12 protein-coding genes are annotated in these 12,775 nt (G+C 69.7%); 7 read left to right on the top strand and 5 right to left on the bottom strand.

The window, feature by feature from the left end; genetic code table 11:
* Positions 1 to 126 precede the first annotated feature (126 nt).
* Together WMF46_RS00645 and WMF46_RS00640 are read left to right on the top strand one after the other, a co-directional pair.
* Complete coding sequence (locus WMF46_RS00645) at positions 127 to 939, top strand: dienelactone hydrolase family protein (RefSeq protein ID WP_437983805.1); 813 nt, start codon at positions 127 to 129, stop codon at positions 937 to 939.
* A 125-nt stretch (positions 940 to 1,064) separates the two neighbouring features.
* Positions 1,065 to 1,925: an alpha/beta fold hydrolase gene (locus WMF46_RS00640; RefSeq protein WP_437983804.1), complete on the top strand. Its 861-nt coding sequence runs from the start codon at positions 1,065 to 1,067 to the stop codon at positions 1,923 to 1,925.
* Positions 1,926 to 1,957: 32 nt separating this feature from the next.
* Here WMF46_RS00640 and WMF46_RS00635 read toward each other — a convergent pair whose 3' ends face one another.
* The 3 genes from WMF46_RS00635 to WMF46_RS00625 form a co-directional block, all read right to left on the bottom strand.
* Positions 1,958 to 2,434: a DUF2059 domain-containing protein gene (locus WMF46_RS00635; protein WP_437906448.1), complete on the bottom strand. Its 477-nt coding sequence runs from the start codon at positions 2,432 to 2,434 to the stop codon at positions 1,958 to 1,960.
* Positions 2,435 to 2,555: 121 nt separating this feature from the next.
* Positions 2,556 to 3,374 (bottom strand): MOSC domain-containing protein, encoded by an 819-nt coding sequence (locus WMF46_RS00630; RefSeq protein ID WP_437983803.1) that lies wholly within the window; start codon positions 3,372 to 3,374, stop codon positions 2,556 to 2,558.
* An 82-nt stretch (positions 3,375 to 3,456) separates the two neighbouring features.
* Positions 3,457 to 4,440, bottom strand: coding sequence for a hypothetical protein (locus WMF46_RS00625; RefSeq protein WP_437983802.1), 984 nt, complete (start codon positions 4,438 to 4,440; stop codon positions 3,457 to 3,459).
* Between the two features lie 79 nt (positions 4,441 to 4,519).
* Here WMF46_RS00625 and WMF46_RS00620 point away from each other — a divergent pair, with 79 nt between their 5' ends.
* The 3 genes from WMF46_RS00620 to WMF46_RS00610 all read left to right on the top strand — a co-directional run bounded on the left by WMF46_RS00620 (position 4,520) and on the right by WMF46_RS00610 (position 7,213).
* The gene (locus WMF46_RS00620) at positions 4,520 to 5,176 is read left to right on the top strand and encodes a ferritin-like domain-containing protein (protein ID WP_437715035.1); all 657 of its coding nucleotides are present in this window, start codon (positions 4,520 to 4,522) and stop codon (positions 5,174 to 5,176) included.
* A 374-nt stretch (positions 5,177 to 5,550) separates the two neighbouring features.
* Positions 5,551 to 5,889: a four-helix bundle copper-binding protein gene (locus WMF46_RS00615; protein ID WP_437297157.1), complete on the top strand. Its 339-nt coding sequence runs from the start codon at positions 5,551 to 5,553 to the stop codon at positions 5,887 to 5,889.
* 202 nt (positions 5,890 to 6,091) lie between these two features.
* On the top strand, positions 6,092 to 7,213 hold the full coding sequence (locus WMF46_RS00610; RefSeq protein ID WP_437983801.1) for a DUF4185 domain-containing protein: 1,122 nt from the start codon (positions 6,092 to 6,094) through the stop codon (positions 7,211 to 7,213).
* A 300-nt stretch (positions 7,214 to 7,513) separates the two neighbouring features.
* Here WMF46_RS00610 and WMF46_RS00605 read toward each other — a convergent pair whose 3' ends face one another.
* Entirely contained in the window at positions 7,514 to 8,434 is a 921-nt protein-coding gene (locus WMF46_RS00605) for a transposase (RefSeq protein ID WP_437988029.1), read from the bottom strand.
* A 418-nt stretch (positions 8,435 to 8,852) separates the two neighbouring features.
* On the opposite strand from WMF46_RS00605, the gene WMF46_RS00600 reads away from it, so the two are divergent.
* Positions 8,853 to 9,818 carry an AraC family transcriptional regulator gene (locus WMF46_RS00600; protein ID WP_437983800.1) on the top strand — a complete coding sequence of 322 codons (966 nt, stop codon included), beginning with the start codon at positions 8,853 to 8,855 and terminating at the stop codon, positions 9,816 to 9,818.
* A 210-nt stretch (positions 9,819 to 10,028) separates the two neighbouring features.
* Positions 10,029 to 11,573: an IMP dehydrogenase gene (locus WMF46_RS00595; protein ID WP_437859277.1), complete on the top strand. Its 1,545-nt coding sequence runs from the start codon at positions 10,029 to 10,031 to the stop codon at positions 11,571 to 11,573.
* 124 nt (positions 11,574 to 11,697) lie between these two features.
* Here WMF46_RS00595 and WMF46_RS00590 read toward each other — a convergent pair whose 3' ends face one another.
* Complete coding sequence (locus WMF46_RS00590) at positions 11,698 to 12,609, bottom strand: LysR family transcriptional regulator (RefSeq protein WP_437983799.1); 912 nt, start codon at positions 12,607 to 12,609, stop codon at positions 11,698 to 11,700.
* Positions 12,610 to 12,775 lie beyond the last annotated feature (166 nt).

Raw genomic sequence — 12,775 nt, 5'->3', positions numbered from 1 at the left:
AACCTCAACCTGGGTCGGGTTGGAATCTCGGAATCTCGAACCTCAACCTGGGTCGGGTCGGAATCTCGAACCTCAACCTGGGTCGGGTCGGTCCCGTCATGGCACGGAGGCTGCTAAGCGCCCGCCATGACCGCCTCCACGCCGCTCGCCGAGAGCAACGCTCCGAAGCCCATCCATACCGACGACGCCGGACTCATCGCCGGCGCGATCACCCTTCCCGCGCCCGCCGGTGACCTCCCCGGCTACCGCGCCCACCCCGCCTCCGGTGGCCCCTTCCCTCTGGTGCTGGTGATCCAGGAAATCTTCGGCGTCCACGAGCACATCCGCGACGTGGTCCGTCGCTTCGCGCACCGCGGCTACTACGCCCTCGCCCCGGATCTGTTCGTTCGGCAAGGCGATCCGAGCCACCTCCGCACCGTCGACGAGTTCCGGACCCTGGCGGGCCGCGTGCCCGACCGTCAGGTGCTCTCGGACCTCGATGCGAGCGTGGCCTTCGCCGAAGCCTCCGGGAAGGCCGACGTCCGCAAGGCGGCCGCGGTCGGCTTCTGCTGGGGCGGGCGCATCACGTGGCTGTACGCCGCGCACAACCCGGCGCTGAAGGCGGCGGTGGCCTGGTACGGGCGCCTGACCGGCGATCGGACCGAGGCCCAGCCCAAGCACCCGATCGACGTCGCGAGCGCGCTGAAGGCGCCTGTGCTGGGCCTCTATGCCGGACAGGACCAGGGCATCCCCCTCCCGACGGTCACCGCGCTGCAGGAAGCGCTCCGTACCGCCTCCGAGACCGCCAGCGCGCCCGGCGCCGCACACTCCGAGATCCGGGTCTACCCTGACGTCCCGCACGCCTTTTACGCCGACTACCGGCCGAGCTACCGGCCGGAAGCCGCCGCCGACGCCTGGCAGCGCCAGCTCGACTGGCTGGCCCGACACGGCGTTGCCTGACGGCGACCGGCCGCGACAGCGCCCCGGCGATCCCTGCTGCCCCGGCAACAAGGTGCGCCTCCGCTGCTACTCCTTACGCACCCCCGCCCGCGCCACCGCGCCCCGCGATCGGATACCCTGACGCGGTGCGCGCCAGGATCCGAGACACCGAGCTCTACTTCGACGTCGAGGGCGTGGGCCTCGTCCCCGACGGCTCGCGGATGCGCGAAAAGCCGGTGATGTTCGTCGTACATGGCGGACCTGGCGCAGATCACTCCTCGCACAAGGGCGGGATGACGCCGCTCGCCGACCAGGCGCAGCTCGTCTACTTCGATCATCGCGGACAGGGCCGCTCCGCGCGCGGGCCAAAGGAGACGTATACCCTCGAGAACAACGTCGAGGACATGGAGGCGCTACGCCTGCACCTCGGCCTCGATCGTATCGTGGTGATGGGCAACTCCTATGGTGGCATGGTGGCCATGGCCTATGCGCTCGAATACCAGCGGAACATCTCTCATCTCATCCTGGTGGCCACGGCGGCCAGCCATCGCCTCATCGACCGGGCGAAGCGGATCGTCGCGGAGCGCGGCACGGAGCAGCAGAGAGCGGCGTGCGAACGCCTGTGGGCCGGCCAGATCGAGAGCGACGAGCGGTTCGCCGACCTCCTCCAGATCCTGGGACCGCTCTACTCGACCACCTTCGATCCACAGAAGGCGGCCGAGGCCCGCGCGCGCACCATCTACAGCGTCGACGCGTGGAACGTCGGCCTGGAGGGGTTCATGCGGAGATTCGATTTCACGCCGCGCCTCCCCGAGATCGCGGTGCCCACGCTCGTCATCGCCGGCCGACACGACTGGATCTGCCCACCCGATCTCTCGGAGGAGATAGCGCGGCTCATCCCGGGCGCGAATCTACGTATCTTGGAGCGCAGCAGCCACTGGGTGCGCGCTGACGAGCCGCGGGCGCTGCTCGACGCCATCGCCGGCTTCCTGGCCCAGAGGCGGTAGCGCGCAGAGCGCACCGCCGAGCGCCGCGCCCTCTACTGGATCCCGGCCTTCTTCATCGCCGCGGGCATCCGCTGGACGATGACCGTCCCGACCTTCTTCCCCACCTCGCCGCTGATCTCCGGGAGGAGCTTCGCGGCCTTCTTTCCGACCGGGGTGCCGTAGAACTTGATGAGCTCCTTCAGCTCATCGGCGGTGAACTTCCCCGCATAGATCTCGACGTTCCACTGGACAAGCTCGTCGTACGGCAGCACCTCGGCGACCACCGCCTTCAGCTTGCTGGCGTCCCTGGGCGAGATCTTCGCGCCCGCCTGCTGCATCGAGGCTCCCATGTTGGTCATCAGCTGATCGAGGAGCGCGTTGTAGACGTCCTTCGGCATGACGAGGTGCGTGAGCTCCAGGGCGAGCTTCTTCTCCGCCTCTCCGGCGTACGCGCTGCCGAGCGACACGAAGGAGAGCAGGGTCACAACGGCGAGCGAGACGATCCATGAACGAAGCGCGTGCTTTTTCATGGGCCCTTTGTATCACGACCGCGCCGCGATCCGCGCCGCGCAGGCAGGCCCGCCGCATCCCCTCCCCGGAGCCGCCGCGACACCTGAGGAACCGCCACGCAGCAGCCGTTCGGGCGCTCGGTCACACGACCGTCACCTCGTCCCCCACGCGCAATGTGCCGGATTTCGTCTCCTGAATGTAGTTCTGTCCGAAGTTCACCTCGCCGGGCCTCTGCGCATCGCGCCGGTACGTGGCCAGCGTGCGGAGCGGCTCCGGGCCGCGCTCTGCGGTGAGCTGGTTGGTCGTGGTGACGACGCAGCGGCCGCACGGGCCGCCGGCACGGAGCACGAGGTCTCCGATGCGGACGCGGCCCCACCGGTCCTCGTCGAAGGCAGCGCAGCCGCTCACGACGAGGTTGGGCCGGAAGCGATCCATCGGCAACGGCGCGGCGCCCCGGCCCTCGAGGTGAGCGTTCAGATCGGCGAGGGAGGCCTCGGAGATCACGAGCAGCGGGAACTCGTCGGCGAACGACACGACGTCTTCCGGGCCTGCCACCGAGGCCTTGAGGACGGGCCGCCGGAACGCCTCGCCGATGCGGACGAGACGCGCCGGGTGATCCAGCACGCCGCTGAGCCACGCGGCGGCTTCGTCACCGCAATCCTCGGCCAGGAGGCCGCTGCTGCTCCAGACCTCGACCGTGAGCAGGCGCGCGCCCTCGGCCCTGCGCGGCACGGAGATCGGCGGCCGGCCGGCGAAGCCGAGCGTGAGCGCGCTCTCGGAGAGCTGCGTCTCGATGAGCGCCATGCGCGGCAGCGGGCGCTGCGTGAGGGGCTTTCCCTCGGGGTCGACGATCATGAACCGCCGATCGCCCGCGAGGCCGAGCGCGTCGACGGCGGCCGCGTCGACCGCGAGGCCCCGGCAACCTTTGACGGGATAGATGTGGATCGCGGAGAGTCGCATTCCGGAGCTTATAACACCCCTCCGGCGCTCGGCGCCCGGAGAAGCGCGGCGCGCACATTCCGAGCGCCCGCGCTCCCCGTCGTCATGCCACGGCGCTTCCCTCCGCCGGTATCCCGAGCACCTGCCGCAGGTCCATCCCCACGACGACGTCGGCGTTCTGCTGCACCCATTCGACGAGCGCGGGGCGCAGGGCGCGCGCGATCTCTTCCTTGACGAGCCCTTCCACGGCGCTCGGCCCCAGGCGCTGCGGGTCGAGCGCGACGCCGCCGCCCGCGACGAGGGCGCCTAACAGGCGCACGAGCGACTCGGCGCCCGCTGCCTGGCGCGCCGCGCCGAGGGGCTCGACCCGCTCGACGGCGATCTCGCCGCCGCGCTTCACGACGAAGCGACGGACGTCGGCCTGGTCGACTCCCCCCTTGTGGAGCACCGCCGAGGAGCAGTCGACCTCGATGCGCTGCACGCGCGGCGCGGTCTCGATCTCCTGCCGCGTGCCCTCGATATCGACGCTGGCCGCGATGGTCGCGCCGGCCGGGATGCGGAACCCGTCCGAGCCCACCCCACCCGCGAGCTCCTGGTGCAGCGTCAGCCGCGCAGACAAGCGGGCGCCCCGCACGGCCGTGCTGCCGCCGGCCTCGAGGTTCGAGAGCACCTGACGCACCGTCACGACGAGATCGGGATCGCTCGTGGGGTCGTACGGGGGCATGGCCATGGGCGTCGAGGTGACCAGTCCGCGCATGAAGGCGCGCGCCTCGTCCTCCGCCGATCCCTTTCCGACCCGGACGAGCCCTCCCGTGTAGAAGACGTTGGGCGTCATCGCGCCTGAACGGAAGTCGTACTCGACCTGCTGAAGCCCCATGTCGCCGAGCGGCGGCGGCAGGTTGATGACGAGGTACGGCTCGAAGGTGATCCGCAGGAGCGCCGGCGCGAGCGTCAGGCGGAGCGCCGTCGCGCTCGACGTGGCGAGCGCGGCGATTCCGGTGCGCCTCAGGACGGCGCGAGCGGGGAGGTCGAACGAGATCGAGACCGACTCGAGATCGATCCACGACGGCAGGAAGCTCCAGGCCATTCGAGGAGGGTACACCCCCCTGGCCGCCGGAAGCGCGGCCTATTGACCCGCCGCACGGGGCGCGCCCATCATGCCCCGCATGAAGCCAGAGGAATTCCTCGACGAGCTCGACCGCAAGGTCGGTGAGCGCCTCGCCCACATCGGCGCAGTGGCCCGCGCGGCGGAGCCGGCGAGCGGCGTCGGCATCCCGGCGCTGCTCGCGACCGCGCTCAAGAAGGAGCTCGAGGCGACCGAAGAGGCTGCGCTCTGGCTCACCACCGAGACGGACGTGGAGGTGAAGCTCGCCCTCGCCCGCCAGTGCGGCGACGAGGCGAGGCACTACCGGCTCATCGCCGAGCGGCTCCGCGCGCTCGGCGTCGACCCCGCCGCCATCCCGGCGAAGTTCGGGCCGCCCACGCCGATGTTCGGGTACTTGAAGGGGCTCGGCTCCACGGTCGAGCGCGTCGCAGCGGGCCAGTTCACGCGGGAGGCGCTCGCGAAGGTGCACAACCAGGCGTTCATCGATTACTGCGAGTCGCAAGGCGACGCCGAGACCGCGCGTCTTTACCGCGAGGTCATCCAGCCGGACGAGGGCCATCACCACGAGATGGGCCGGCGGCTCCTCACGCGCCTCGCGGTCACCGAGGAGGCCCAGGCGCTCGCGCGCGCCGCCGCGATGCGCACGCTCGAGATCGCCGAGGAGCTCCAGGAGATCGCCCGCCTGAAGATGGGTATCTGCCGCGCGCCCGGGTGCTAGTGTTCAGGCGCGGTCTTGACGGACCGCCACCCTGCTCGATCCAGCCGCTCCGATGCGGTTCGCCGATCTGACCGTCGACGTCCGGGCGTCGATCGCGAGCTAGCGTGTCGCGCTGTCGCGCAGAGAGAGCGACCAGGGCGGGAACAGCCGTTCGGGCAAGGCGTTCGCGCATGCCTCGCGGCGTCCCGGCCGTTCGCGAGGGGCGTTCAGGGCACGGCGGTCTCGGCGTCGGTCGCTGTTCCGAGGCCTATATGCGGGATGGCCCGACATGCGAAAGCCATCGAATCCATGCACCCTCCAGATACCGAAGTTGCCGCCTTGTCGCGAGGCTTACTCGCGGCGAGAGGCGGCCAGTTGGGTCAAGGGGGGTTCTCATGATCAAGTTTCCGGGGGACAGATCGTTCCGGGAGGTGGCCCGGTTCACCCAGGATTGTGGTTCGATCTGCACGCACGCGGCGCAGTATTGCCTCGAGATGGGAGGCTCTCACGTGAGCGCCCCGCACATGCGGCTGCTCCAGGACTGCGCCGACATCTGCGAGGCGACGTCGAAGCTCCTCCTGCGTAGCTCGCCGCAGATCACCCAGATGATGAGCGTGTGCGCGAGCCTCTGCGAACAGTGCGCGGCGAGCTGCGATAAGCTCACGGGTGATACGCAGATGAAGACGTGCGCTGACGAGTGCCGCCGCTGCGCTGCCGCCTGCCGGCAGATCTGAGAGCGGCGGAGACATCGTGGTCTTCCGGACCGTGAGCCGAGCAGCAGAGTAGCTCCCCTCGCCTTTTGCGGATCGCCGCCGTCCTCCGCGCCAGAGCCCTCGCGCGCGCGGCGGCCCGTCGGCGCCGCGGTCGCGTGTGGTCCGGCGGCGGAGCGACGCCGACGGCGGCGGCGTTCTGGCTCCCCATGGTACCCTCGCGCGCATGCGTTATCGAAGGACCATGGGAGCCGCCGGGTTCGCTCTCCTGTGCGCCGGGTGTGGCGGGGACGCGCCCGAGGCAGCGGTGCGTGCGGTGCGCGACCTGGGTGCGCTGGAGTTTGCCCCGGCGATTCGAGGGCGGGACGGCGGCTACAGCGCGCGGTGGGGCGACCGATCGGTCTGGGTGTTCGGCGACACGACCCTGGAGATGCCGGGGGAAGACGGAGCGCTGTGGAGGTCGAGCACCTTCTGCGCGACCGACGATCTGGATGCGTCGGATGGGCTCTCGTCGCTCACCGAGCCGCTCGACGCGGCCGGCGCGCCGCGGGAGTTCCTCCCGTTCACCGAGGAGGAGCTCGAGTTCAACCTCGCGCACTCCGACCCTCGGGCGGAGGAGACGTGCGATGAGGACTGCGGAGCGCGCTATGCGCTGTGGCCGGGACCCATCGTCGTCGACGAGGCGACCGGCCGTGCGCTCGTCTTCTACAGCAAGGTGACGGGGCGGCTCGGGGTGTTCGACTTCGACATGCAGGGTTCGTCGATCGCGGTCTGGGAGAGCTTGGATGCGCCGCTCGCGCGCCCGGAGGTACGCCCGGGCGCTGCGGATCCGACGCTCCTCTTCGGCGCGGATGAGCCCTCGCTCACGTCGGCGGCGCTCGTCCGCGGGGGGATGCTCTACGCCTACGCCTGCGCGTGCTCGGGTCTCACGTGCCCGTGCCTCGTCGCGCGCGCCGCGCTCGCGGAGGCAACGGAGCGCGCCGCGTGGCGGTTCTTCTCGGACGGGCGCTGGGTGGAGGGCTATGAGGAGGCGGAGCCGGTCATGGCGGGGGCACCGATGATGTCGGTGCATTGGAACGAGCACGTCGGCAGGTACATCGCGCTGTACAGCGAGCCGGTATCGTCGGAGATCTCGCTCCGGACGGCGCCGGCGCCGGAGGGGCCATGGTCGGACAGCGCGGTGGTTGTCACCGCCGAGGTCCCGCCTATCCCGGAGGCGTGGCCGTATGCCGGCCTCGTGCACGCGGAGCTCGCGCGGGAAGGAGGGCGGGTGGAGTACGTGACGTACTTCCGGGAGACGGGGTTCCTGGAGGGAGAGATCCGACTCGTCGAGCTGGAGCTCCAGTAGACGAGCTGGAGCTCCAGTAGACGACCCGACCCAGGTTGAGGCCTGTGGGCTGCCGGACGCCGCCCGACCCAATCCAGACCGCCCGACCCGACCCAGGTTGAGGTCTGCGGCACCGAAGGTGCCTCTCGCTCAGACCCATCCGACCACAACCTTCACCCGGCTTCGCGCGAGCCCAGCGCGGCAATCTATCCCCAGCGCCTCGAGAACGCTCCCGCTCGCTTCACCTTCCCCAGACGGACCTTCCCCACGACGGCGCCTTAGCCCGCCCTGCTGTGGTGCTGTGACGCACCGCCGAGGTGCCTACATCGTGAGCACGACGTCCGCCACGCTGGCGCCATGATAGATGTGCATCCACCACGTCCCCGCCGGAAAGACGGCGCTTCGTACCCCGGCACGCCATCGTTCGAGCGCAGCACGGTATGACGCACGAAACGCTCGCACAGCGGCACCAGCGACTCGCCATGCATCGCCCTGGTTACGGCCGACGGCAAACGTCGGATTGCGATCGCGCAGCGCCTCGAAGCTCGTCGCGCGGCTGTAAGGGGAGACCGTACAGGCGCCTTTGTTGCCTAATAATCGGAGCCCTTGCCGCTGCAACTCCGCATGGGCTTGCGCTTCCTGTCGCTCAAGCTCGGCCGCGACTTCACGGCGAAAGCCTTCCGCGTTGTCGTGCTCGATGGCGGGTGGTAGCGCGAACGAAAGCGTCGCTTCCTCCGGCCACTGCCGATTCTCTGGATCAAGATACACGGAGGGACGCGCTGCACGGAGCACGCCACCGCCGAGCTCGCTCACATCCGACTTGGCCCCCGGCCACTCGTGCGCGTGGCGGACGAGGCCAGCGGCTACGGGGTTCGCGAGGACGTAGGCGATCTTCTCCACCGTAGCCGCGCGCGTCAGCAGCCGCACCACGCTCGTGGGTTCGTGGTCCCACACCGGTCCTTCCCACGTGCGGAGGACCTTCGTTCCAAGCGCGACGATGCGGTGGAAAAACTGCAAGAAGCGCGGCAAAACGCCTTGCACATCGGTCACGACGAGGTGCAGATGCGTTGACATCGCGCAAAGAGCGTGGACTTCGATGCCAAATCGACGGGTCGAAACGGCGAGCGTGTAGACCAGGAACTGGGTGAGGGCAGCATCCGGGCGGAGAAGGAGATGCCGGCGCAGGACGCGACGGGTGATGAGGTAGGTGGCGCCGGGAGCGATTTCACGAGGCTGGCTCATGGCCGGGGCATACGAACAAATGCCGTACCACGGATCGTGATCAATCATTTCAATGACTTACGCCGACGCGACGGGTACGACGGGTGGCGGCCGCCACGTGGTCCGCCACCTGGACCGCTGTCGCAGCGACGGCTGCTAGCCTTGGCGCCATCGGCTGGATAGCGGAACCTGCGGCTCACACAAACCGAGGCGCGCGCTCTGGGTGGGTGCGCGCAACCTGGGTGTGGTCGCCTGGCCTCGACCGTCGTCGGCCGCAACCCGGGTGTGGTCGTCTTCTGCCCGATCACCTCAACCTGGGTGCGGCCGTGCCCCCTCAACCTGGGTGCGGTCGCCGCAACCTGGGTGCGGTCGCCCAACCTGGGTGCGGTCGCCGCCGAGGCACTTTTTTCTGCAACCAGCCATCAGCTACCCTCCGCCTGTGGCAACGTCCGACAGGAGCCGCGCCGAGTACGAGCGGCGGGTCAACCGCGTGGTCGACTACATCCAGGCCCATCGCGCCGAGGACCTCTCCCTCGACACGCTGGCCGCGGTGGCGGCGTTCTCGCCGTTTCACTTCCACCGCGTGTTCAAGTCCATGACGGGCGAGAACCTTCGCGAGTTCATCCAGCGAACGCGCCTCGAGACCGCGGCGAGCCACCTCGTGCAGCGGCCGCGCGCCGACATCCTCGAGATCGCCCTCGAGAACGGCTTCAGCTCGGCGAGCGCCTTCGCGCGCGCCTTCAAGGAGCGCTTCGGCATGAGCGCCTCCGCCTGGCGCAACGGCGGCGCCGCGCACGCGCGCAACGCGCGGCAAGCGGATCGCAAGCCGGGTCAAGTCGAGCGCAATCCGTGCAAAGCAGCCGCCTGCGTGCCTGACCAAGATGCCTCCTCGTCGGGCACGGACGCCCGCCAAGACGAGGAGGAGATCATGAACGTGACCGTGAAGACCCTGCCGAGCTACCACGTGGCCTATGTCCGAACCGTCGGCCCCTATGGCCCGGAAGGGAGCGTCGGCGAGGCCTGGCAACGGCTCATCCGCTGGGCCAGCGCGCGCGATCTGTGGACCCCGGACCGCATCTGCCTCAACATCGCGCACGACAACCCCAAGGTCACCGAGCCTGCCAAGTGCCGCCTCGACGCCGCCATCGTGATCCCGCAGGACTTCAAGGCGGACGGCGACGTCAACGTGACCGACATCGCCGGCGGCAAGTACGCCGCGGGCGCGTGGGTCGGCGACGCGCGCACGATCGGCGCCGCCTGGGACCAGCTCTTCGGGAAGTGGCTCCCTGAGAGCGGCTATCAGCCCGACCATCGGCCCTGCTTCGAGCTCTACCAGGGCGAGTTCCACGATCCCAAGACCAACAACTTTCGCTGCGATCTCTGCTTGCCGGTGCGCCCGCTCTAGCTCCGCCCCCCAGGGAGCCCGGTCATCCGCCCGGGCTCCTGCACCGCCTCGCCCCGACGCTGGCGGGCGGCCGGGCCCCGGTCGCCTCGCCCCTCGCGCCGCCCTTCAGAGCCCGCCGTTGCCCCGCAAACCATCGATATTACACGGCTTTCACGGGAGATCGGCGTCGCTCGCGTTTGACAGCCGGGGGTCCTTGCACTAGGAGCCGACATGGCATTCATCTACGATGAGCCGAGCAGGACGTTTGGCGAGTACCTGCTCGTCCCGAATCTGACGACGAAGGGCTGCGTCCCCGCGAACGTCGATCTCACGGCCCCTGTCGTCCGGTTCAAGGCCGATCCGGGCGCGACGCCGCCGGATCCGAGGCTCGCGCCGCTCACGATCAGCGTGCCGATCACCAGCGCGATGATGCAGTCGGTCTCGGGCGCCGAGCTCGCGATCGCGCTCGCGCGCTGCGGCGGCCTGTCGTTCGTGTACGGCTCGCAGGGCATCGAGGAGGAAGCCGCCATGGTGCGGCGCGTGAAGAACTACAAGGCCGGGTTCGTCGTGAGCGACTCGAACCTGCGCCCCGACGCGACGCTCGGCGACGTCCTCGCGCTCACCGATCGCACGGGCCACTCCACGATTGCGATCACCGAGGACGGCACGCCCACGGGCAGGTTCGTCGGCATCATCACGAGCCGCGATTACCGGCTCGGCAAGACGCCGCTCAGCACGCCGGTGCGCGAGATCATGACGCCGTTCAAGTCGATCCACTGCGGCAAGGTCGGCCTCGATCTGCAGGAGGCGAATGAGCTCATCTGGCGTCACAAGCTCAACACCCTACCCGTCATCGACGAGCGGCAGCACCTCCAGTACCTGGTGTTTCGCAAGGACTACGAGTCCCACCAGGCGCACCCGCTCGAGAACGTGGATCACGAGAAGCGCCTCATCGTCGGCGCCGGCATCAACTCGCGCGACTACAGAGATCGCGTGCCGGCGCTCGTGGAGGCGGGCGCCGACGTGCTCTGTATCGACTCGTCGGACGGCTACTCCGAGTGGCAGGGCGACACCATCGCCTTCGTGAAGTCGCTCGGCAAGCCGGCCTATGTCGGGGCCGGCAACGTCGTCGATCGCGAGGGCTTTCTCTACCTGGTCGAGGCCGGCGCCGACTTCGTCAAGGTCGGCATCGGCGGCGGCTCGATCTGCATCACGCGCGAGCAGAAGGGGATCGGCCGCGGCCAGGCGTCGGCCGTGATCGAGGTGGCCAAGGCGCGCGACGAGTACTTCCAGCGGACCGGCGTCTACGTGCCGATCTGCTCCGACGGCGGCATCAGCCAGGACTACCACATCACCATCGCCCTCGCGATGGGCGCCGACTTCGTCATGATGGGCCGCTACTTCGCGCGCTTCGACGAGTCGCCCGGGCGCAAGGTGCGCGTGAACAACCAGTTCATGAAGGAGTACTGGGGCGAAGGGAGCAACCGCGCGCGCAACTGGCAGCGCTACGACCACGGCGATACCAGCAAGAAGAAGGATCAGCTCGAGTTCGAGGAGGGCGTCGACAGCTACGTGCCGTACGCCGGCAAGCTGAAGGACAACCTCGACGTCACCCTCGCCAAGGTGCGCTCGACGATGTGCAACTGCGGCGCCACCTCGCTGCGCGACCTGTACATGCGCGCGCGCCTGACCGTCGCGTCCGCGGTGAGCATCCACGAGGGCGGCGTCCACGACGTGATGCTGAAGGACACGCGCGGCAACACGCGCGAGCCCTGAGCCACACAGGCCGGCCGCGCCGACTGTCCCTCTGGCGCCCCGGGCGCGCGCTCCGGTCAACGAAGCAAGCCCCTCGTGTCGCGCCCCCGTCCACCTGACGAGCGGCGGCGCGCCTCGCGCGGTGTCAGCCGCCGAGGAGCGCGCGCGTCCGCTGCTCCGCGCGGCGCCCCTCGGCGGCGAGCCGCTCGACGAAGCGCTCGACGATCGGATTGCGCCGGAAATTCTCGCGCATCATCAGCTCGACGGGCAGCGGGTCGACCTCCGCGACCTCGACGTCGAGCCGCGAGCGCGCAACCTCGGTCAGCGCGAGCGCCGGCGCGAGGCCGATGCCGAGCCCGCCGGAGACGTACGAGACGAGGAGCGACACGCTCGACACGTCGATCGTCGAGATGGGCCGGATCCGCTCGCGATCCAGGTACGCGTCGAGCATCCGCCGCCCCACGCTGCCGGGCGCCAGCCGGAGCAGCGGCTCGTGCCGGAGCCGCTCGCGCAGCGCCGGCGCCGTGCCCTTGAGGCGCGGCCCCACCCAGAGGAACGGCTGCACGAACAGCGGCTGCTTCACGAGATCGCCGCCCGCCGAGGACGCCGACGCGAGGCCCATATCCACCTCGCCGCGCTCCACCCCCCGCGCGGCGTCGACCGAGTTCGCCGTCGTGATCGCGAACCGCACCGGCGCGCGCTTCTCGAGCATCTGGCGGATCACCGGCACGAGCAGCCCCTTGCCGAGGTAGTCGCTCGCCGCCACGCGCAGGGTCGTCGACGGCTCCCCCGCCAGCTCCGAGAGCAGCTCGAACACCCCCTCCGCCTGGTCGAACAGCCGCGTGATCGCGCCGAGCGCCGCCTCGCCGGCCGGGCTCAGCCGCACGCCGCGCCCGTCGCGCTCGAACAGCGCCACCCCGAAGCGCTCCTCCACCCGGCGCACCTGCTGGCTGATCGCCGACGGCGTCTTGTGCAGCCGCCGCGCCGCCTCGGCGACCGAGCCCGACCGGGCCACCATCAGCACATCCTCGAGCGCGGGGAGCAGCGACGCGTCCATGTAGCTTTACTTAATCGATCGTGAAAAAAGTTTCATTCGACTTAATTCTCTCGCGCCCGCATAGTCATGCCGCTCGCCCGACGTTGCACCGCCAGACCGGCGGCGGCCGGCCGCCTTCGAGGGAGGCCGCTGGCGCGCCCTGGCGCCGGCGTCAGGCGGTCCGCTT

Origin of the sequence: Sorangium sp. So ce117 (genome assembly GCF_051524395.1) — a bacterium.
Classification (GTDB): domain Bacteria; phylum Myxococcota_A; class Polyangia; order Polyangiales; family Polyangiaceae; genus Sorangium; species Sorangium cellulosum_B.
The sequence above is the reverse complement of the archived record's forward strand: the minus strand, read 5'-3'. Positions and strand labels throughout refer to the sequence as shown.

What these genes read in the sequence shown, in the direction of transcription:
- WMF46_RS00645 (WP_437983805.1), top strand. Translation starts at nt 127, where the DNA reads ATGACCGCCTCCACGCCGCTCGCCGAGAGCAACGCTCCGAAGCCCATC.
- WMF46_RS00635 (WP_437906448.1), bottom strand. Translation starts at nt 2,434, where the DNA reads ATGAAAAAGCACGCGCTTCGTTCATGGATCGTCTCGCTCGCCGTTGTG.
- WMF46_RS00630 (WP_437983803.1), bottom strand. Translation starts at nt 3,374, where the DNA reads ATGCGACTCTCCGCGATCCACATCTATCCCGTCAAAGGTTGCCGGGGC.
- WMF46_RS00625 (WP_437983802.1), bottom strand. Translation starts at nt 4,440, where the DNA reads ATGGCCTGGAGCTTCCTGCCGTCGTGGATCGATCTCGAGTCGGTCTCG.
- WMF46_RS00620 (WP_437715035.1), top strand. Translation starts at nt 4,520, where the DNA reads ATGAAGCCAGAGGAATTCCTCGACGAGCTCGACCGCAAGGTCGGTGAG.
- WMF46_RS00615 (WP_437297157.1), top strand. Translation starts at nt 5,551, where the DNA reads ATGATCAAGTTTCCGGGGGACAGATCGTTCCGGGAGGTGGCCCGGTTC.
- WMF46_RS00610 (WP_437983801.1), top strand. Translation starts at nt 6,092, where the DNA reads ATGCGTTATCGAAGGACCATGGGAGCCGCCGGGTTCGCTCTCCTGTGC.
- WMF46_RS00605 (WP_437988029.1), bottom strand. Translation starts at nt 8,434, where the DNA reads ATGAGCCAGCCTCGTGAAATCGCTCCCGGCGCCACCTACCTCATCACC.
- WMF46_RS00595 (WP_437859277.1), top strand. Translation starts at nt 10,029, where the DNA reads ATGGCATTCATCTACGATGAGCCGAGCAGGACGTTTGGCGAGTACCTG.
- WMF46_RS00590 (WP_437983799.1), bottom strand. Translation starts at nt 12,609, where the DNA reads ATGGACGCGTCGCTGCTCCCCGCGCTCGAGGATGTGCTGATGGTGGCC.